The sequence below is a fragment of the Pseudoalteromonas sp. genome (assembly GCF_018402495.1).
GTDB lineage: Bacteria > Pseudomonadota > Gammaproteobacteria > Enterobacterales > Alteromonadaceae > Pseudoalteromonas.
Genome location: NZ_JAGYIU010000002.1, coordinates 604,936 through 626,056, shown reverse-complemented (window position 1 = coordinate 626,056; position 21,121 = coordinate 604,936). Strand labels below are relative to the sequence as shown.

At 40.4% G+C, this 21,121-nt stretch carries 20 protein-coding genes; 13 read left to right on the top strand and 7 right to left on the bottom strand.

All coding sequences use genetic code 11. The annotated features are described in order from the left end of the window. Window positions 1-73: 73 nt before the first annotated feature. Window positions 74-1,315 (top strand): multifunctional CCA addition/repair protein, encoded by a 1,242-nt coding sequence (locus tag KG708_RS08400; protein WP_213608944.1) that lies wholly within the window; start codon window positions 74-76, stop codon window positions 1,313-1,315. 18 nt (window positions 1,316-1,333) lie between these two features. Here the strand turns inward: KG708_RS08400 and KG708_RS08395 are convergent, their stop codons facing one another. The 3 genes from KG708_RS08395 to pdsR form a co-directional block, all read right to left on the bottom strand. Next, entirely contained in the window at window positions 1,334-1,489 is a 156-nt protein-coding gene (locus KG708_RS08395) for a hypothetical protein (RefSeq protein WP_213608943.1), read from the bottom strand. Window positions 1,490-1,621: 132 nt separating this feature from the next. Next, a complete protein-coding gene (gene pdsS, locus KG708_RS08390) occupies window positions 1,622-3,757 on the bottom strand; it encodes a proteobacterial dedicated sortase system histidine kinase (RefSeq protein WP_213608942.1) in 2,136 nt (711 codons plus the stop codon). Then, on the bottom strand, window positions 3,751-4,446 hold the full coding sequence (gene pdsR / locus KG708_RS08385) for a proteobacterial dedicated sortase system response regulator (protein ID WP_028835728.1): 696 nt from the start codon (window positions 4,444-4,446) through the stop codon (window positions 3,751-3,753). Before pdsR ends, pdsS begins: the two co-directional genes overlap by 7 nt. Before the next feature lie 229 nt (window positions 4,447-4,675). Here pdsR and pdsO point away from each other — a divergent pair, with 229 nt between their 5' ends. The 3 genes from pdsO to KG708_RS08370 are packed head-to-tail and all read left to right on the top strand — an operon-like array spanning window position 4,676 to window position 8,029. Continuing rightward, a complete protein-coding gene (pdsO, locus tag KG708_RS08380) occupies window positions 4,676-5,401 on the top strand; it encodes a sortase-associated OmpA-like protein PdsO (RefSeq protein ID WP_213608941.1) in 726 nt (241 codons plus the stop codon). A gap of 25 nt (window positions 5,402-5,426) precedes the next feature. After that, complete coding sequence (locus KG708_RS08375; RefSeq protein WP_213608940.1) at window positions 5,427-7,427, top strand: marine proteobacterial sortase target protein; 2,001 nt, start codon at window positions 5,427-5,429, stop codon at window positions 7,425-7,427. Beyond that, window positions 7,424-8,029, top strand: a complete 606-nt coding sequence (locus KG708_RS08370) for a class GN sortase (RefSeq protein WP_213608939.1) — start codon at window positions 7,424-7,426, stop codon at window positions 8,027-8,029. Before KG708_RS08375 ends, KG708_RS08370 begins: the two co-directional genes overlap by 4 nt. Here KG708_RS08370 and KG708_RS08365 read toward each other — a convergent pair. Beyond that, window positions 7,924-8,883: a DMT family transporter gene (locus KG708_RS08365; RefSeq protein ID WP_213608938.1), complete on the bottom strand. Its 960-nt coding sequence runs from the start codon at window positions 8,881-8,883 to the stop codon at window positions 7,924-7,926. The two genes, KG708_RS08370 and KG708_RS08365, sit on opposite strands and share 106 nt — an antisense overlap. Before the next feature lie 130 nt (window positions 8,884-9,013). Here KG708_RS08365 and proB point away from each other — a divergent pair, with 130 nt between their 5' ends. The 3 genes from proB to gltX all read left to right on the top strand — a co-directional run bounded on the left by proB (window position 9,014) and on the right by gltX (window position 12,118). Beyond that, window positions 9,014-10,117, top strand: coding sequence for a glutamate 5-kinase (gene proB / locus KG708_RS08360; protein WP_213608937.1), 1,104 nt, complete (start codon window positions 9,014-9,016; stop codon window positions 10,115-10,117). A gap of 106 nt (window positions 10,118-10,223) precedes the next feature. Continuing rightward, window positions 10,224-10,583 carry a glutathione S-transferase N-terminal domain-containing protein gene (locus KG708_RS08355; RefSeq protein WP_008111110.1) on the top strand — a complete coding sequence of 120 codons (360 nt, stop codon included), beginning with the start codon at window positions 10,224-10,226 and terminating at the stop codon, window positions 10,581-10,583. 50 nt (window positions 10,584-10,633) lie between these two features. After that, window positions 10,634-12,118: a glutamate--tRNA ligase gene (gene gltX, locus KG708_RS08350; RefSeq protein WP_036956570.1), complete on the top strand. Its 1,485-nt coding sequence runs from the start codon at window positions 10,634-10,636 to the stop codon at window positions 12,116-12,118. 57 nt (window positions 12,119-12,175) lie between these two features. Here the strand turns inward: gltX and KG708_RS08345 are convergent, their stop codons facing one another. Both KG708_RS08345 and KG708_RS17575 read right to left on the bottom strand, forming a co-directional pair. Continuing rightward, entirely contained in the window at window positions 12,176-13,027 is an 852-nt protein-coding gene (locus KG708_RS08345) for a CPBP family intramembrane glutamic endopeptidase (protein ID WP_213608936.1), read from the bottom strand. Between the two features lie 227 nt (window positions 13,028-13,254). Beyond that, the gene (locus tag KG708_RS17575; RefSeq protein ID WP_301003335.1) at window positions 13,255-13,509 is read right to left on the bottom strand and encodes a hypothetical protein; all 255 of its coding nucleotides are present in this window, start codon (window positions 13,507-13,509) and stop codon (window positions 13,255-13,257) included. A gap of 156 nt (window positions 13,510-13,665) precedes the next feature. On the opposite strand from KG708_RS17575, the gene KG708_RS08335 reads away from it, so the two are divergent. The 6 genes from KG708_RS08335 (at window position 13,666) to KG708_RS08310 (ending at window position 20,004) form a co-directional block, all read left to right on the top strand. Then, on the top strand, window positions 13,666-14,370 hold the full coding sequence (locus KG708_RS08335) for a DUF3581 domain-containing protein (RefSeq protein WP_016900441.1): 705 nt from the start codon (window positions 13,666-13,668) through the stop codon (window positions 14,368-14,370). A gap of 91 nt (window positions 14,371-14,461) precedes the next feature. Beyond that, entirely contained in the window at window positions 14,462-15,709 is a 1,248-nt protein-coding gene (locus KG708_RS08330) for a DEAD/DEAH box helicase (RefSeq protein WP_138622481.1), read from the top strand. A gap of 243 nt (window positions 15,710-15,952) precedes the next feature. After that, a complete protein-coding gene (locus KG708_RS08325; RefSeq protein ID WP_213608935.1) occupies window positions 15,953-16,540 on the top strand; it encodes an SLATT domain-containing protein in 588 nt (195 codons plus the stop codon). 111 nt (window positions 16,541-16,651) lie between these two features. Then, complete coding sequence (locus tag KG708_RS08320; protein ID WP_213608934.1) at window positions 16,652-17,374, top strand: hypothetical protein; 723 nt, start codon at window positions 16,652-16,654, stop codon at window positions 17,372-17,374. Then, window positions 17,375-18,274: a radical SAM protein gene (locus KG708_RS08315; protein ID WP_213608933.1), complete on the top strand. Its 900-nt coding sequence runs from the start codon at window positions 17,375-17,377 to the stop codon at window positions 18,272-18,274. 549 nt (window positions 18,275-18,823) lie between these two features. Beyond that, window positions 18,824-20,004 (top strand): IS3 family transposase gene (locus tag KG708_RS08310; protein ID WP_213607688.1). Its coding sequence is split into 2 segments (ribosomal slippage): window positions 18,824-19,082 and window positions 19,082-20,004, totalling 1,182 coding nucleotides; the frame shifts between segments, so codons are not numbered across the junction. Window positions 20,005-20,069: 65 nt separating this feature from the next. Here the strand turns inward: KG708_RS08310 and KG708_RS08305 are convergent. Beyond that, on the bottom strand, window positions 20,070-21,026 hold the full coding sequence (locus tag KG708_RS08305) for a hypothetical protein (RefSeq protein ID WP_213608932.1): 957 nt from the start codon (window positions 21,024-21,026) through the stop codon (window positions 20,070-20,072). Between the last annotated feature and the right edge of the window lie 95 nt (window positions 21,027-21,121).

The following is a 21,121-nucleotide window of genomic DNA, read 5'->3' as shown; positions in this document are numbered from 1 at the left end:
ATGTGTTTTGGGTATGATTGATATCAATAAATAGAACGATTATTACCTAGCAATAAAATAAGTTGGAAATAAAGTGGAAAAGACCTTAAAGCAAGTTTACCTAGTAGGTGGAGCAGTGCGAGATAAGCTGCTTAACATACAATCAAAAGATAACGATTATGTGGTGATAGGTGAAACGCCAGAGGTTATGGAAGCGCTTGGCTTTTTACCCATTGGCAGCGATTTTCCCGTTTACTTGCACCCAAAAACCAAAGAAGAATATGCACTAGGGCGCACTGAGCGTAAAAGTGGTAAAGGTTATACTGGCTTTGTAGTGGATGCGAGCCCCAATGTTACGCTTGAAGAAGACTTAGCACGCCGAGATTTAACCATAAACTCTATGGCGCTAGACGAAAACGGCACTATTATTGACCCTTTTAATGGTCAAGATGATTTAAAAAATAAAGTGCTGCGCCACACCACACACGCATTTGTAGAAGACCCGGTTCGGGTATTACGTATTGCCCGTTTTTTAGCCCGTTATGGCAGTGAATGGTCTATTCACCCAAGTACCACTGCATTAATGCATGAGCTTAAAAATAAAGGCGAGCTGGCGCATTTAGTGCCAGAGCGAGTATGGCTTGAAACAGAAAAAGCGCTTGGTGAAAAATACCCAGAGCTTTATTTTCAAGCATTAGATGGCTTAGGTATTTTTCCTGAAATCGAACAAATGAAAAACACCCCACAGCCGGCAAATCATCATCCCGAGGGCGATGTGTTTGTCCATACTATGCTAGTGCTTCGGCGAGCAGCCGATTTAGGCTTTAACCTAGAAACACGTTTTGCTGCTTTAACCCATGACTTTGGTAAAGCGCTAAGCTATAAAAAACGCGGTAATTTACGCGGCCATGAACGTGAAGGGGTTGCGGTGGTTGAGGCCTTTTGTGAACGTTTAAAAGTACCTAATCGCTTTCGTGATATCGGTGTGCTTACCAGTGATAACCATACGCTTTGCCACACGCTTGAACAATTAAGGCCGCAAACCATTCATAAATTAATTGTCACTAATTTAAATGCACTAGTGCACCCAGAGCGTTTTATTGCCTTTACTCAAGCCTGTCAGTGTGATGCACAAGGACGAGGCGAAACGCTGGTAGATAAGCTTTATCCACAAGCCGCTAAATTACGCGCTATTCATAATGAGCTACAACAAATGGATAAAAAACAAATTGTGCAACATGCGCTCAAAAGTGGCAAAAAAGGCCCTGAAATAGGCGAAACGGTTAAGCAGGCAGAAATAGACTGTATTAAAGCGTTTTTACAGCTTAATGGCTAACTTGTAAGGTTTATGTCGTTAAGCACTACGAACTAAAACCTCAGCTTGCATGGCTTGTTTATTACTTACCTTGGGCTTTTTAGTCGCGCCCTGTTGAGCATGGTTATTGGCTGCATTAGGACGATATAAATCGAGAATAAACTCTATTTCTTCGGGTTCTAGTAACTCTTTCATTTTGACTCCTCCTAGGTGAGTAGACTAAGACTGAGCGAATGAATTAAAAGTGAATCGTTACACTTGAGTGTGAATTAAATTGTAACTGCAAAGCTTTAAAATAAAGCGGTTTATAATTAAACCGCTTTTTGTTTAATTATTTAAAGGCAGGTTCACGGTAAACACCACACCGTTGCCTTGCTTATTATTGTTTGCCGTTACTGTGCCTTTATGGTAATCACACACCAGCCTGACAATATATAGCCCTAAACCCAAATGCGGCTGTTGCTGCATTTGTTGGCTGCGCACCGATACCATAGAATCAAAAATATGTTCAGTAAGTCCCTCAGGCAATAAAGTACCGGTATTACTAACTGTTAATGTTGCTTTGTTTTCATTTTTTTTCAGGCTGACTTCAATCGCGGTGTTGGCTTCACTAAATTCCAAGGCATTATTAATTAGTTTATCGAGCAGTTGCGCTATAAATTCAGGGGTACCTTGCATTGGCAGTGTGCTTTGGCAAATGTTGAGTGTAAATAACTGGTTAGGATAAGTAAGTTGGTAGCCCTGCATACAGCCACTAATTACTTTTTGTAAATCAAACGGCTCCGGTTCATTGCTTTGAATACTTTGCTCAAGGCGGGTTGCCTCGCTCATGGTGGTAATTATTTTCCCTAAGCGCTCAACCCCTTCGCTAGCACGCTCAAGGTATTTTTGACTCAGTTCACTTTGCTGCAAGCTTTGTAAGTTTTCAAGAGATGAACGGACAACCGCAACCGGTGTGCGCAGCTCGTGAGATAAGCGCGACGACATATTTTCTAAATAATCGGTATACCCTCCAAGGCGACTCACTATATTTGAAAAGCTACGCGATAAATCGCCAATTTCGTCATTGGCATCGCAGTAATTTATATTACCCGTTACCCGCCCTTGTGCATCAATGGCTTGCTCTGCGGTATCGCGTAGTCGCCTAATACGACTTGATATACGTGAGGCAAAAAAGAACAAAGTGACTGTGCCAATCAGCATAACCGCTAAAATCACATTAAACAGTTTTTCCAGCGATTTATTACGCAGTGTACGCACGCCATTGGTGGTTTCTTCGGCTATAACTGCACCGATAACTTTATCCTCAATCCAAATAGGATACGCGGCCGATAATATTACCGCTTTATTGTCGGGGGTGAGTCGCCAAGACGAGGCCGGTTGGCCTTTCAGTGCTTTGGCTAAATGAGTCCCTTGCATTGAGGCGACATCGTGTAAGGTATCTATAAATTCATCTTCAGGACGCGTTAAAATTTTATAATACAAAGGATGTAAATAGGCCTGTTCAAAGCGCTGCCACGCAGTTTTTGGCGCTTGATTTTTTAGCCCATCGGCCCATACGCCATCGGCATTTTGAATACTGCCCGATTGCGCCAGTACACGGTGATGATTATCGACCACCCATATGCGACTGCCGCTGTGGCCCATGCCTTTTAATATACGGTTAATTTCAGGGGAGGGCACCAGTACCGAACCTAAATCATTTGGGTTATTTAAGTTGGATGTAGACATGATATTAGGTGTTTGGTTTGGTTGTTTACTATCAACATCAACAATGGCAAACCCCAGTTTATTGCCAAGCATACTCAAAGGAAAGCGCAGCTCAAGGTTGTAACCTGTTTCAGTTTGTTTAAAAAAGCCCTGAATTTTAGTAAAAGGCATTTTACTGTTGGCATCAAATGCGTTGACCCAGCCATCTTGGCGCGGAGCAATAATATAAGTATTAAATAGCCCATCAGGGGTTTTTAGGCCAATTTTTACATAGTCATTATTGGTAATGCTGAGGCTGTTTTTAGCACGGTAAATTACAGTGTCATCTGTGACTTTAAATACAGCATATAAGTAATTATCAAACTTACCTACCATGTGCTCAAATGATAAGTTGCTCAGTTGATGGTTATCATTGGCTGTTTGTAAGTAGCGTTTATCGTAAAGCCAAAACAGCGATTGATAAGCGTCCCAGTCGTTGAGTTTGCCATCGAGCTGAATCGGGCTTTTTAAATTATAAGCATAGAGATCGCGACCTTTTACCACCTGATCTAAAAAGTTGGTTTGTTCGTCAAATAAAGCGGGGCGTTCATGCAGGGCCGTGGCCAGTGCGCGTGTAGTGCCTACCAACGTTTTTTCTTGGCCTTGGCGTAAAAACTTTTCCATTTCCCATACATATTCGTAGCCAAGCCACGGTAACAAAAACAAAAAGCATGAAAGTAAGATAAATTTACTGCGTAGGCCAAATCTCAGCATGTGGGTTGCTCCCACCTATAGCCCATGCCATACACGGTATCTATACAGTCAAACTGGCTATCGAGTGCTATAAACTTTTTACGAATGCGTTTTACATGCGAGGTAATGGTGCTGTCGTCTACATAAATTTTAGCATCACTCATTAAATCGTTACGGCTTTTGACGTGCCCAGGTCGTTGGGCGAGTGAGTGTAGCATCCAAAACTCAGTTACGGTTAAATCAACTAACTGGTGTTGCCAAAGCACCTGCATACGTTGCGTATCGAGCGTTAGTTGGCCACGTGTTATCAGTGCGTTAGCATCGGCGGGTTGCTCTAATGCTTCCATACGGCGAAATAGTGCGCCAATACGCGCAGCTAAATGGGCTAAGCTAATATCTTTGGTTAAGTAGTCGTCGGCGCCCATGCGCAGGCCACATACGGTGTCTATTTCGCTGTCGCGAGCAGTTAAAAAAATAATTGGTAAGGTTTTAGAAAGTGAACGCAGTGTTTGGCACAGTAAAAAGCCGCCATCTATTTCATGGCCTAAACCAATATCAACAATGGCTAAATCGGGAAGCGCTTCTTTAAAGGCCGCTTCTGCTTGAGGGCGGTTTTCATACCCACTCACCTGATAGCCTTGAGCGCTCAGCATTTCTATGTAGTTTTCGCGGATTGCGGTTTCATCTTCAATGATGGCTATTTTCTTCATTTTTATTAATTACTCATATTGACTTAGGCGCACTATAGCGAAGTTTTTGCGCTAAGTACGGTTAAAAACACAATTGCTATTTTTTTGCCACAATTGCTCAGCAGTTTGCCATTTTTGATCCCCTTTGTTGCCACTTCATGGTGTTTTAATACAACTATTGAAATTACAGATACAACGCAAGTGCCAACCAATAGCTTGCCAACCCATTACCAATAGTAAGGAATAAATCATGAAGAAAACATTAATCGCACTCACACTCGTTAGTACTTTTTGCGCTCCTGCTTTTGCCGCGGATACTCCATCGAAAGAAGCAAAAAAGGAAACCATAGTTGGCCTAAGCACAGGTGCCATTATTGGTGGTGTTGTTGGTGGGCCTATTGGCGCGTTTGTAGGTGCATTTGCTGGTGGCTTAATTGGCGATGCCAAGGTGGCTGAGCAAACTATTGCCGAGCAGCAACAAGCTTTAACAGTTATGGCAGAGAAAACCAACGACTACCAACATGTTCTTAATCATAACAGCCACTTAGAAGCGCAACTTGAGCTACTGGCTCAGCAAAATGAGCAATTAACGCAATCACAGCTTAATAATTTATTGGCGATGACAGTGCAATTTAAAACAGGCTCTAGCGATATTGCTCCTCATTTTGCCAAGCAGCTTGATCAATTAGTTGCGTTATTAAAAAGCCAACCGCAACTCGCGCTTGATTTAAGTGGCTTTGCCGATCAGCGTGGTGAAGAGCAAGCAAACTTATTACTTTCAAAAGCCAGAGTAAACGCCGTACAAAGTTACTTAATTAAACAGGGGGTTAGCCATACACGCTTAAGCGCACAAGCATTTGGCGAGCAGCAAAGCATAGCAAGCAGTAACACCCTTGAAGATAACTTTTTTGACAGACGCGTTACTCTCACTACCCGTGCGCTAAATCAAACGACTGACCAAACAGCAAGCAATTAACAGCGTGCGTTCGAGGGAGTGATTTATGTTGAGTAAACCCACCAAAGTGCTTACCAAGGTAAGCCTTTTTATTTTTATTATTATCGTGCTTTTGGCCAGCTTTAAAAGCCATGCGCAGTCGCCAAAACTATCCTTGTTTGATAGCCAAGGAGTGGCGGTTAATCCTGGGGTGATTTTAAAAAGCGATGCGAAAATGACCCTAACAGGACTAATTAATCATGTTGTAGTAACGCAGCACTACATAAATGAAAATCCTTTTGCAGTAAATGCACGTTATGTTTTTCCTTTGCCCGATGAAAGTGCCGTGCATGCAATGACCATGCGCATAGGCGAGCGAGTTATCAATGGTAAAATAGCTAAAAAACGCCAAGCTGAAAAACAATACCAAGCGGCCAAAAAAGCAGGTAAACAAGCTTCATTGCTGCAACAGCAGCGTGCGAATATGTTTATCACCGATGTGGCGAATATAGGGCCTGGTGAAGAAATAGTTATTACACTTGCATATCAAGAGATTATTGATTATCAACATGGCACTTTTGCGATTCATTTTCCAACCACAATTACGCCACGCTATCATGCAATATCAGGAGAAGTTAACGATGATCAAGATAAACATGCGGTAAAAAGCGCTAATGCACCCTCGTTTACTCCACAGGGATGGTTAAGCCCTGTTTATACAAAACAAACCAATGAGGCGACAAGCGCTAGCGATTTAAACTTAACAATTAACATGGATATAGGCTTAGAGTTAGTTGATATAAATGCTAAATATCATCAGGTTAATATCGAAAACCTTGCGTTTGGGCAATACAATATCGAGCTAACACCGCACCAAGCCATAAATAGAGACTTTGTTCTAGAATTTAAACCATTACAAACAGTGCAAGCTCAAGCTGCATTATTTACTCAGCAAGCTCAAAATGGTGAGCAGTATGCGTTAGCGATGTTAATGCCGCCAAGCGATAGCTTTACTCAATCTCAGCGTTTACCGCGTGAAATGGTGTTTGTGGTTGATACCTCAGGCTCTATGCATGGGCAGTCTATCGAGCAAGCTAAAAAAGCACTGTTTTACGCATTATCATTACTAGATAGTGATGATAGCTTTAATATTATCAGCTTTAATAATGCGGTTGCTGCAATGAGCGACACGCCATTAATTGCCAGTGATTTTAATATACGCCGTGCCGAACGCTTTATTTATAATTTACAAGCCCATGGTGGAACTGAAATACAAGGCGCCCTTGATGCCGTACTTAATGGTACGCAGTTTGAAGGTTTTGTACGCCAAGTGGTATTTTTAACAGATGGTAGCGTGAGTAACGAAGATCAGTTATTTAAAAGCATTACGCGCACTTTAGGTGACAGCCGTTTATTTACCGTAGGCATTGGTAGTGCCCCTAACCGTTATTTTATGCGCCGCGCCGCTGATATAGGTAAGGGAACCTATACCTTTATCGGCAGCGTTCATGATGTGCAGCCAAAAATGCAACAACTGTTTGATAAGCTTGCTCACCCAGCCATGACTAATTTGGCGCTAAATGATAAGCAAGGGAATAGTTTAAATTTTTGGCCCTCCCCATTACCGGATCTGTATTTTGCTGAACCTATGATGGTGGCTATTAAATTGAGTAATGACGAGCCTATCACTTTTACAGGGCAAACAGCCCATGGGCAATTTAAGGTTAAGCTTAACCCGCAAGTAAGCTCAAAAGCCACTGGGATTGATAAACTTTGGGCACGCCAAAAAATAAAGTCGTTATTGTTATATAACCAGCAAAGTGTGGTAAAACAACAAGTGCAACAACTGGCACTTGAGCATCAATTACTTAGCCCATTTACTGCGTTTATTGCCATAGAAGAGACCGCTGTTAAAGAGGTTGCTAAACAAAGCACACAAGTAACTAATACAATGCCACAAGGAATGACCATGCGCTTGCCGCAAACTGATGGGCAAAGCAAAATGCATATTATGTTTGGAGTGATATTACTTCTGGCAGGCTCATTGCTAATGAGGCGTTGCAAATGAATAAGTGGCTAAGCATAGGGTTACTAGCCTTGGGACTGAGCTTGTTTGGCCATGGTGTATACATGCAAGCTAAGGCATGGCTTGCACAAGTATTGATAGAGCAAGCTTGGCAGGCAACCCTTAAATCGCCTAATAAAAAAATTAAGCCATGGTTTTATGCTGATAGTTACCCAGTGGCACAAATAATTTGGCCTAAATACAGTAAACAACTAACGGTACTTAGTGGGGCAAGTGGTAGAAATTTAGCCTTTGCTCCCAGTCATTTTTTAGCTGCAGGAAAACTTGGAGAGGTTGATTTTAGTCATTCGCAAGGAGCACTGATTGCTGGACACAACGACACCCACTTTGCGTTTTTAAAAAACGCTAAGGTGGGTGAGCAATTTTCTCTTCAGCTAAAAAATGGCCAAGTACAGCATTATTCAGTGACTAAAGTGGAGGTAATTCACCAGTACGACACTGATTTTTTAAACCAATCAGGGCTGTATTTACTTACCTGCTACCCTTTTGATTCATTGGCCTCGGGAACCGATTTAAGATGGTTAGTATCGGCAGAAATAGCCTCGCCCGATGTTGAATTAGGGATATCGACCACCAGTTCTTGATGGCGTTGGCTGATCATGACACCAATAAACACCACAAATATGCTTGCCCACTGGCCAAGTGTCAGGACTTCATTAAGGATAATTGCTGATAAAATTAAAGTAAAAATTGGGATCAAATTAGAGTAAGCTGCCGCGGTTAACACCGATACTTTACTAATCGCGTAGTTGTACATGCCGTACCCACCCAAAGTAACACAAGAGCCTAAGTACAAAATGCTCATTAGTGCGGTTAAATCATGTTGGTTTTCGCTGGGAAGGTCAATAAACAATAAAAACGGAGCAAAAAACAAACTACCACTCACGCCTTGCAGAGCAATTAATGTGAGTGGGGAATAGCGGTTAGCTAAATGTTTTATACACACGGTATAAAATGCCGCGCACACCATGGCCATTAATTCTAAAAAGTTACCCAGTAATGGGTTTGGGGCTTGGCTTGAGCTGGGTGAGAGCAAGGTCAATAAAATACTACCGCCAATACACAGCGTAAAACCCACTATAATCGCTTTACTGATATGCTCTTTAAGCATAAAAAAGGCTAACAACGCCACAATAATTGGTAAGCAAGAGACAATAACTCCCGCTTGCGATGCTGAGGTGTACTCCATGGCATGGCCTTCAAATAAAAAGTACAAACAAGGTTCTGCCAGCGACATACCTAATAAATATTTCCAATCGCCTTTTAAATATTCAAAACGAATTACGTAACGCCATAAACATAACGAAATCAGTAAAGTGGTGAGCATACGTAAAAATATCACTAAAGCGGGATCGTAAATAGCAATCGCGTATTTGAGCGCAATAAAAGAGCTACCCCACAAAAAAGTGGCAATAATTAAGCATAAACTGGCTGGCATAAAGTGTCATTTAAACGATTTAATATCTCCTGATCCTAACATGCAGTAAGAAGGTTGAATATTTTTTACTTGTTCAAAAGTCCCGAACTGGTATAAATAAATTCATCATTTATTGCGCAAAGTAAAAAACATGCAAAGGGAACAAGTAGTTGTTGTTAAGTTAGGTACGAGTGTGCTCACTGGCGGTACCGATAAGTTAGACAAAGCACACATGGTAGAACTCGTTCGCCAATGCTGTGAGCTAAAAAAGCAAGGTCATCACGTTGTGCTGGTTTCAAGTGGGGCGGTAGCGGCTGGTCGTGAACAGCTATTAAAACCCTGTGGACGCACATTAATAGATAAGCAAATGTTAGCTGCTATTGGGCAAGGGCAGCTCATTCATATTTGGCAAAGTTTATTTGCGTTGTATGGTGTTAACGTGGGACAAATGCTACTAACGCGCGCCGATGTTGACGACAGAGAGCGTTATTTAAATGCCCGCGATACTCTCAATGCCTTATTAAATTATGATGTTGTGCCGATCATCAATGAAAACGACGCGGTTGCTACCAGTGAAATAAAAGTAGGTGACAACGATAACTTATCGGCATTAGTGGCTATTTTGGCCAATGCCGATAAATTACTGCTGCTGACCGATCAACAAGGGTTATTTACCAGCGATCCGCGCACTGACATTAACGCCACCTTGATTGACGAAGTTACGCATATTAATGATGAGTTACGCCAACTTGCGGGTGGCAGCGGTACAAACCTAGGCACAGGGGGTATGGCAACCAAGCTACAGGCAGCCGATATTGCCAGAAGAGCTGGGGTTGAGGTGATTATTGCCAAAGGCGCGGATGAAAATGTGATTTTAAAATGCATGAGCGAGCAATTGCCAGGCACCCGTTTTTTAAAACTTACCGCCCCTAAAGATGGCCGAAAAAAATGGTTATTAGCAGGGCCTAAAAGTAGCGGCCAAATTTTAATTGATGCCGGTGCGGTGCATGCATTGCAATCTAAGGGCGCCAGTTTACTTGCTAAAGGCATTACGCGTGCAATAGGTGAATTTGAACGTGGAGATTTAATTAACTTAATTGATGTAAACCAGCAAATTATTGCACGCGGGTTAACGCGCTTTAGCCATCTTGAAATCGATAAAATAAAAGGCGCACACTCTAATCAAATCAGCCAATTACTTGATTACGACAGCAGTGCCGAAGTACTACACAGAGATGATATGGTGGTGTTGTAATTAAGCACTTTTTTAACGATATAGCGCAACGTATAATCCGCTTATAGTGTTGCGTTTTTTTGTGTTAAAATCTTGCACCTTAAATTTGTTGTAAAGAGTATTGAAGATGAAATTAGTTCGCTGGGTTTTAGGTTGTATCATCTTATTTTTTAATTTTGTTTTTACGCCGCGTAGCAAAAAACGTGATCCGCAAGAGCAAACTAAGCTTGATCAGCAAACCGCACAATTTAAGCTCTATCAATTCAAAGCATGCCCTTTTTGTGTAAAAGTGCGCCGTTCAATTAAGCGTGAAGGCTTAAAAATTGAAACACGCGATGCAAAAAATGATGAGCAATACCGCCAAGAGCTATTAGAGCAAGGCGGAAAAGTTAAAGTACCTTGTTTACGTATTGAGCAAGATGGCCAAGTAAAATGGCTTTATGAATCAAACGATATTATTGCTTACTTAAACAAAGTAGCCGCTTAAAATATTTATTGGTATTTCATACCATCTCACTTATTAAAAGAGACATTACCATGACAATTCGTACCCGTGTTGCTCCGTCGCCAACTGGTGACCCGCATCTTGGCACCGCTTACATTGCCTTATTTAATTACTGTTTTGCTAAACAGCAAGGCGGTGAATTTGTACTTCGTATTGAAGATACTGACCAAGTTCGCAGCACACCTGAATCTGAACAAGCCATCATGGATAGCTTACGCTGGTTAGGCCTTGAGTGGGATCATGGTCCTGATGTAGGTGGTGAGTTTGGTCCATACCGTCAATCTGAGCGCAGTGATTTATATAAAAAATACGCCCATCAGTTAGTTGAAGACGGCAAAGCATTTTATTGTTTCGCAACCAGCGAAGAGCTGGACCAAATGCGTGAAGAGCAAATGGCCGAAGGTCTGCGTCCTAAATACGATGGTCGTGGCTTAAACCATACAGAAGACGAAATTAAAGCAAACTTAGCAGCGGGTAAGCCTTACGTTATTCGTATGAAAATCCCAAGCGAAGGCACGTTTAAATTTAACGACTACCTACGCGGTGAAATTGAGATCCCGTGGGAAAACGTTGACATGCAAGTGCTATTAAAAGCGGATGGTTTTCCAACTTACTTTTTAGCTAACGTGGTGGATGATCACCATATGCAAATTAGCCACATTTTCCGTGGTGAAGAATGGATAAACTCAGCGCCTAAGCTATTAAAACTGTATGAAGATTTTGGTTGGGAAGCACCGGTACTAGGTCACTTACCATTATTGCGTAATCCAGATAAATCAAAACTGTCTAAGCGTAAAAACCCAACGTCTATTAATTACTACAAAGAAATGGGTTACTTACCAGAAGCGGTACTAAACTACTTAGGCCGTATGGGTTGGTCAATGCCTGATGAGCGTGAAAAGTTCACCCTTAATGAAATGATTGAACATTTTGACATGAAGCGTGTATCGCTTGGTGGCCCAGTATTCGACGTAGACAAGTTAAGCTGGTTAAATGGTATGTGGATCCGCGAAAACCTAACTGATGCAGAGCTAATGCAGCGTTTTGTTGATTGGAAATTTAATGGCGACATGCTTGCTAAAGTCTTACCGGAAGCTAAAACGCGTATAAATACGCTCTCTGACATGGTTGATTTAGCAGGGCACTTTGTAGGCGGTATCCCGACTTACGATCCAGCGCTATTAACAGCCGGTAAAGCTGATGAAGATGTTATTCGCCAAGCACTACAGTTTTTTGTATGGCAGTTAGAAGGCTTACGTAGCTTTGAAAAACCAGCTATTTTTGCAATTGCAAAAGAAGTCGCCACCTTCCATGAGCTTAAAATTAAAGACTTCTTAGAGCCTATATTTGTGGCTATTACCGGCAAAACATCATCTACCTCGGTATTAGATGCAATGGAGATTTTAGGGTCTGACCTATCGCGTGCACGTTTACGTGTTGCGCTTGCCCATTTAGGTATTTCTAAAAAGCAGGCTAAAAAGATTGAGCGCGCATACCGCGATTACCCAAGTGCGTAATCGCGTATACAGATTCAAAAGCCGCTTAATTTAAGCGGCTTTTTTGTGCCTGTAATTCTAAGATGGAGTTGCCAGCATAGGGTAAGTAAATAAGAAAAAGTGAAACACATTAACGAGCCAATGACATAAAATGGCCCATTCTAATCGGCTAGTTTTATAGTAAATATAGCCATAACCAAAACCTGCAACGGCCGCCACGAGCATATAATGAGTACCCGCTGAAAAGTGTGCCAGTGAGAATACACAAGTACTGATAGCCGGTGCGAGCAGTGCAAACCTGCTCGGGGTTATTAGTTTTGAAAGCTTAGTTTGTATCACTCCCCTAAATAATGCCTCTTCTGCAACGCAGGTAAAAAGTAGGTTGATGGCTATAAATAACAACCAAAATTCAGGTACTTTTGGGGCAAATTCAACAAGGTTTAACGTTAAAGCAGTTATTAGCGCCGCTAAAATAGTAATAACTATAATTAAAGCAGGGTAGCCGATAGTCACTGGCTTTGCCGTTTTATTTTTTTCAAAAACATAAGCGGCCAGCATTAAACCCGCTAATGCTTTATCAAAATTAGCATACAAGGTAAATGCAATTGCGTTACTGGTGATTTGTTCATTAACAACAATAGGCAGGTTATTAAAACCCGCAAACCAATGTAAGGCCAACCCGAGTGAGGCTGTTATAAATAAAGACGTTAGAACATTACGTTTTAACGCTGAGGTTGCCAATAGCGTAAAGTGAAACAACCCCACATAAACAGCTATAACAGCAACCGCGTTTAAATTTATATATTCTTGATAATAGGCAGTAATAACACTTAGCAGCAATAAGTATCGCCATAATGGTTGGCGAAATACAGAGAGTTTACACTGCGGGAAAACACATAAAATAGCGGCAGCTAAAAAGTAAAAAGTCATTGGCAAATACTGCTTGTTGTTTGATAGGGGAAATGAGAGAAAACGAATCACATAGCGTTATAGTCTCAATTAGATAATTTTGAGCTATTAATAATTATAGTCTTGTCCGGTACAAGTAACGGCTAAATCACAATTGTAGCGGGATACTGATTGGCATTGCTCCAGTGTAAATGCATTGCCACCTAAATAAAGCACATCGTTTTTAAGGGATTCTATAGCTTGTGATTTCAAACGGTATAGCTAATTGAGGATGTTCGCGTATCATCTGATACATCGCAGCTTTCGCCTTTTATTCCACCAAGAGGGCTTGCACCTCTATCGAGAGCGTCCTGAACACTGTAAAACTGCTCTAGACCACGTTTTTTAGTGTGGCTTGAAACGTGTTCTGATAAAACCTCGTCGTCGATATTGGTTGTGTAAGTAATGTTATTACAGCCAGTTAATAATGAAACCGCGCATATTAATAAAGAAAAATACTTCATTAGTTAATCCCTTAAACTCGTATTTGCCTAATTTACTTAGTTAATTAGCGAGTTGCAAATTATCATTTTTCGCCTTTATTAAACAGATTCGACCTCTCAAGATTTTTTTTCTGGTAGTATAGCTAGGTTATAAGCAGTTTAAGCAGTGAACATACTATGTTAAGTCCTTACTATCAGCAGCATGCTGATTATGTTTCAATTTCTCGTGAGCAAGGTTGTCGCTTTGCTAAATGTGTAGCCGACGACTACAACCCGCTTCATGATAAAGACGCTAAAAAGTTTTGCGCACCAGGAGACTTACTTTTTTCTCTAGTGTTAGACCGCTATGGCATTAGTGAGCGAATGGAGTTTACCTTTGCCGGTATGGTTGATGAAAACACCAAGCTAAATTTTCCAGAACAACCTGGAGAAGAGTTTGATGTAAACCATGGCGAAAAAGTAATTTTAAAGGTTAAACGCGACGGTAAAACCAGTAAATGTCCAACACTTACAAACAGTTTAATAAAAAATTATGTTGAGTTCTCAGGTGCTGCGTTCCCGCATGTAATTATTCCTTTAATGGGCAAGCAAGAGGTAATGATAAACCCTGCGCGCCCTATGATTATTTATGAATCAATGATAATTAACCTTAATAACATTGATATTAAATCACCCACCCTTGAGTTTGCAGAGCCTAGCTTTGAATACGCTGGTAAACGCGGCAAAATAACCTTGCGCTTTAATTTACTAGAAAACGGCGAAAAGGTGGGTTTTGGTGAAAAACACATGGTGGTATCGGGTATTCGTGAATACTGTCAAAGCACCGTAGATGATTTAATTGCATTTTATAATGAGCGTAAAGCCACATTAAAACCGGCTTAAATACTTCATTTTACTTAGGCGCTATTTAGCGCCTTTTTTATTACTTAAGCTCAGGTATAATAGCGTTCTTTGTTATTTTAAAGCTAAGCCTATGTCTGCCACATCGTTCTCATCACTAGCCCTAGACCCGTTACTATTAACGGCAATAGAGCAAAATAATTACACCACACCTACCGCTATTCAGCACAAAACGATACCGCCAATTTTAGCGGGCAAAGACGTGATGGGCAGCGCTCAAACTGGCACCGGTAAAACAGCCGCTTTTGTTTTGCCGCTATTACATAAGCTTTTAAATACCGCTAAAAAAGACGAACCAGGCATTGCCCGTGTGGTTATTTTAACGCCCACTAGGGAGCTTGCTCAGCAAGTATTTGCAAGCTTTGAAAAATACGCACAAGGTACAGATATTAAAGGTGCACTTGCTTATGGTGGCGCAAGCATTGGCCCACAAATCAAAGCACTTAAAACAGCGCAAGTAATAGTGGCAACGCCAGGGCGCTTGCTTGATCACATAGTGAAGGGCAGTGTGGTGCTTTCAAGCGTGGACTCTTTAGTATTTGATGAAGCTGACCGTATGCTTGATATGGGCTTTATTGACGAAATTAGACGAATACTGCGTCATATCCCAGGCGATCGTCAAACCTTACTGTTTTCCGCCACTTTTGATGACAGTGTATTTGAGCTGAGTAAAAAATTACTCAAAGACCCTGAGCTTATTGAAGTTGATAAGCGCAACTCTGCTGCTGTAGAGGTTGAACAAGTTATTTACGCAGTAGATGAAGACAGAAAGCGCGAACTGGTATCGCACATGATTGGCATGAAAAACTGGCGCCAAGTACTCATTTTCACCCGCACTAAACAAATGGCCGATAAGCTTGCCAAAGAAATGTGTAAAGATGGTTTAAAAACCGAATCTATTCATGGTGATAAATCGCAAGGAGCTCGCGACCGCGCTCTTCATAACTTCAAAGAAGGTAGTACGCGTGTATTAGTAGCCACCGATGTAGCGGCGCGCGGTTTAGACATACCGGCACTTAAATACGTAATTAACTTTGAATTGCCATACATAGCTGAAGATTATGTGCATCGTATTGGTCGTACAGGACGAGCTGGCGAGCAAGGTTTAGCGATGTCATTAGTGAGTTTAGATGAGCAGTGGCTGCTTGAAGAAATTGAAGTACTGCTTGATACCCGCTTAACACCACAATGGCTTGAAGGCTACGAGCCCGATTTAAATAAGCCACCTAAAGATAACCGCAAAAACACTAACAAAGCGCGTAAAGATCGTGATAAAAAACGTATTACAGGTCAAAGAGCGCCGAATAGAAGACGCAAGTAAAGGATTAGGACCTCACCTAACAGGCAGCTGTTGAGTTTAAGCTAACTATTTACTAGCTTCTCGCTATTGGAGCGATTCGCTCTCGCTTTTTTAAGATAAACTCTTTAAATTGACGTAATGTACAGTAATAGCAATTAGTTAAGATAAATGATAAAAGTGTACTATAAACAAGGAAACGATTTGAGTTAGAAAAAACAAATCTGTTGCTCGTTTTTAATTATAATAATTTAAATGGAAGTTTTTATGACGGAAAGTAAGCCTTATCTAGAGCTCTACGATCGAGTGAATAAAACAACAAAAAATAGATTTGCTGCTCAAAGAAGATTGGAACACCATAATAAAGCTGTTTTGTGGACTATAACTTTATCCTCAATTTTTTTGTTAATAACTCCTCTAGCGCAAGGTTTTGGACTGACTCTCACTCAAGATGTAACTTTAATTGATTTTGTTCAAATTCTTCTTACGGTCGTTATTTTAGCTGTTTCGATTATATTAAGTACTGCAAATTTTGCTGTTCGTGGTGAAAGAATTCATAACTGCGGAATGGAACTTAACGGGTTAGCCAGACGTATTTATCCTAAAATAACTTCAGCGTCAGAAGATGCTGATTATAAAGATATAAATAAAGAATACGATGAAATTATTCGTCGTTATGAAAATCATACCAAAGTCGATTTTATGAGAACTAAACTAGATATGTCTCAATATTACCAACCACCATTTTGGTATCGCCCAGTTTTCTTCCTTCGCTACTTATCTGAGTTTTGGTTATACATTATTATACTGCTAGCTGGTGCGAGTTGGGTCGCTGTTTTATTCGGCGTAGTTTAGGTATACAACCTACTCAAGTGGTGCAAATAATAGCTAAGTTTCATTCCTCACTAATTTTAGTCAACATTTTACGCCGATTATCTGGGCGTAATATTTTATTGGAATATACCCATGATAAGTCCTACAACACGTGAACGTTGGAATACCAAAACAATAATGACTATTACATTTCTTGTATCAGTTGTTTTGATAGTCAGTTCAATGTTTTTTCCAGCAGAATATGATGATTGGAAGAACATTCAAATTAGTGTGGCATGTTCAATATTAGCCAGTAATTTAATTATGTATTTAACATCTGAATTTATGCTAAGAAGTAAAAGGCGAACTGATATTATCGATAAGTGGGGTGTTGAGGCTATTTATAAAACTAGGGCCGAAATGAATTCATCGACCAATGTTGCATTGTCAAAGTGCAAGGATGAAATTGAAATTATTGCATTCGGTCTAAAAGGATTTCGTGAAACACAAACGGAAGAAATTAAAAGGCTGATTAATAAAAAAGTAACAATTAAAATTTTAACATTGAACCCTGAATCAAAAAACTTAGAATTAGTTGATGAGCGTGAAGGACAACTCAAAGGTGCTACAAAAAAAACTATACAAGATTTGGTAAAGTGGTGTGAAGACTTAAACAAAGCCATAAAAAAACCTTGTATTGAAATAAAATTTTATGATTGTTTACCGCTAGATTTTTACTTCAGAATTGATGATCATGTATATGTTGGTCCTTATCTTAAGGGAATATCTAGTCAACAAACCATTTCTTATGAATTTACACTAGGTGAGGGCTATAAGTACTGGGTAAATTATTTTAATACTCAGTGGAATTCGTAAATGCTAAGAAAACCGGATTATGAAAATGGGCGCTTTTTCATAAGTCCTATCTTAGGGTGCAATGCTAGATGTTCATTTTGTTATATTTATTCAAAAGGGTATAAGACTAAAGTTTCTAGAAATGAATTTGGTCTAGAAAAGACAATTATTTTCTTACATTCTCATGAAAAGTTTAAAACAGGAGTTAATGGTTCAATCATATCGATTGGAGCATGGGGAGATCCTTTCCCTCGTTATAGTAAACATTCGTGTAGTCATACGTTGCAATGGCTAAGCGAGCTAGCAAAGCTAAAAAATCCAATACAAATAATGAGTCGATATGAGCTGAGTGATGATGTTGTCGAGGGTATTGTGAGATGTAATGCTTATACTGGGCAAATACTTTATTCAACGTCTGTTAGCACTCTTAGTAGAAGCAGGGAAATTGAGCCTTATGCTGATAAGCCTGAATTAAGGCTCAAGAGTATAAAAAAATTAAGGGATAACGGAGTATCAACAAATGTAATGGTCAAACCATTCTTATCAGGTATTACTGATCTTGAGATTAATAGTTTTATTAAGGTTTTTAATAAATTTGGCGTAGAGCATTGTGTGGTTGGTGATTTATTCGTTGATGAAAGAATTAAAGCTCAGCTTTTTAAGTTGCCTGATGCCTCTTTGGAAATTGAGATTAGTGGTGATAAACAGGTTTTAGATTGTACTTCTGGTGAATCTTACGAAATTAATATTTCACGTAAGATGCTAGAGTTTTCTTCTCTACTTGAAAAGTCTGGCATCAAGGCATTTAAAAAGTCTAGTTGTGTTAATTCATACATCCTTAATATCCCAAATCCTGCTGATTATATAAATGAAGACCCACATGGCTACTGTATTAAGTGTGGTGTATGCGAAAAAAAATAGCAAAGAAATAAGTTGTGGTTGGCAAGGCGTAACCCATTCTAGCCAACCTTTACTAACAACTTATTATTGAGGTATTACCAATGACCGCTTCTGGCACTCAGCCGATAGTCGGTATAGAGTGGTTTAACTTACAGTATAAAGCAGTTATATATATCGCTAACGTGGTAATTTAGATTGTTTCTGGTAAATTCATCATTTTTGTCGGATGGCGTGGCTCCGCCACTTATCCGACCTACGTCAAAATGTAGGTTGGTTAAGCCGAAGGCGCCACCCAACAGGCTTTCAAATTCACTTTTTATCCGCTAATGGCACAAATGCGACTGTTAGATTTGATAAAGTTCTACAGTTTAAACCTGACAGATTAAGTTAGTACTTATTAAAATAAACGTAGCTAACTAATTGAACTGGCTTATTTTATGTCGCTTATTATTGTTGCCCGAACCCCGAACCCCGAACCCCGAACCCCGAACCCTGTAGTGGTACAGTGATTTTGGCCACCCATTAAGAAAGAAATGTTATGCTAATAAGCATACAAATTTGGGTGAAAAAATGACGAAATTAAAACGCGCAACGTATTCTGCGGCAATCAAATTAGAAACAGCTCAGCTTGTAGTCGACCAAGGTTATACGCAAGAAGATGCAGCCAAGGCTATGGGTGTTGGTAAATCAACCGTAAGTAAGTGGGTTACTCAATTAAAACAAGAGCGTAATGGTCAGTCACCATCGGCTTCACCAATGACGCCCGAACAAATTGAAATTCGTGAACTTAAAAAGCAAATCCAACGCATTGAATTAGAAAAGGACATATTAAAAAAGGCTACCGCTCTCTTGATGTCCGACTCCCTGAACAATTCTCGTTAATCGAGAAGTTAAATCAACGAGAGCATTATCCAATTAGCGTGCTGTGTAGCGTATTCGATGTGCATCGCAGCAGCTATAAATATTGGGCTATACGCGATACAACGCCGACACCTGAGCAAGTAAGGTTAGAGGCTGAAGTTAAAGCAATACATAGAATGAGTGGAGGCTCAGCAGGTGCAAGGACAATTGCTACAATAGCGACAAACAATGATTTTGAATTGAGCCGTTATCGCGCCGCTAAGCTAATGGTTAAGTTAAAGCTTGAAAGTTGCCAAGTTCCTCAACATTCATATAAGCGCGGTGGTAATGAACACCTTGAAATTCCAAACCTGCTTGATAGGCAGTTTGATGTTATTGAACCGAATACTGTGTGGTGCGGTGATGTAACGTATATTTGGACAGGCAATCGCTGGGCTTATTTAGCGGTCGTTATTGATTTATTTGCGCGTAAAGTGGTTGGTTGGGCAATGTCGTTGTCGCCAGATACTAATTTAACACTAAAGGCGCTTGAACTCGCGTATGAAAGTAGAGGTAAGCCAAGTGGATTGATGTTTCATTCAGACCAAGGAAGCCATTATACAAGCTTGAAGTACCGCCAACGTTTATGGCGCTATAAAATTACACAAAGTATGAGTCGACGTGGAAATTGTTGGGATAATGCGCCTATGGAGCGATTTTTTAGAAGCTTTAAAACGGAATGGATGCCAAAGGTTGGATATGAAAACTTTAAAGAAGCTAAATATAGTGTAAGCGATTACATAAATGGATATTACAATAATGTTAGGCCGCATCATTATAATGCTGGTTTAGCGCCAAATGAATCTGAGGTTAGATACCAAGATTCTAAAATTGTGGCCAAAATTAGTTGACCACTACACCCCGAATCCCGAATCCCGAATCCCGAATCCCGAATCCCGAACCCCGAACCCCGCAATTAAGCTATTAGTTTCTCCGCAAGGTTGAGTTCCATTATTGCTTTTAGTAAACGGTATAAGTTAATTGACGCGTCAATTTCTTCTTTACGGTTGGTTAAGCTTTCAATATTTAAGCCCAGCGGCACATCTAAGTGGGCACAGCTTTTTAAAATTGAGTCGAGGTTTTCGCGACAAATACGCACCGATTCGCTTAATGTATTTTCCGAATCAAGCATGCGCCATTTAGTTGCCTCTGGCACTGAGATACCTAGCCACTGCATAAACTCCAATGTTTTTTCACCACCACAAGGCGTAAAGGTCAATATAATCCGATTAGGTGTTAGGCCTTGTGCTTTACATGTGCGCGCATAACTAGTTATTAAATCTATGGTTGCTTGTGCATTGTAAACGGCTTGAGAGATAAAAAACTGGCATCCTTGAGCTGTTTTTTCTATTAAGCGTTGGTGCTCGTTGCGCTTATTGGCATGGCGCTCTGCAATGGTTACACCACCTAAAAAGAAGTCTTCAGACTGCTCTGCCAGTGTTTTATAGGCATTCGGTAAGCTAAGCTTTATATCACCCGCTGATGATGGGCTACCCACTAGCACCACGTTTTTTAAATCGTAGTCATTTTTAGTTTCATCTAACCACGCTTTAAACTCATCCACACCGCGCTGAGCTACACTTTTATAAGTAATTACATCAAGATCAGATAAGCCTCGTAAGAGTTGACTGTACTCGCGCGGATCAACTGTTTGCTTAAATGCAAATGGACGCGCTTGCTCTGTACGGCTGCTTTCATCTTGAATGTCATAAATAATCAAACCGTCATATTCAATTTCGTGTAAACGGCCTAATAACTTTTCGGCAATGACTTTTAATTGCGCTTTATCAGTCCCAATTTTTGGCGGTGTTGTGCCAATTAGGTAAATACCTTGGTTGGTGTCCTGTATTTTTTCTTGAAGTGATAAAGCCATAATCCTCATTCCAGCTTAATTTGTGATGATGGATTTAATATAGCAGCCATTTAGACGTCTAGATAGATTTATTTATTGAAAGTTTCTCAACTAAC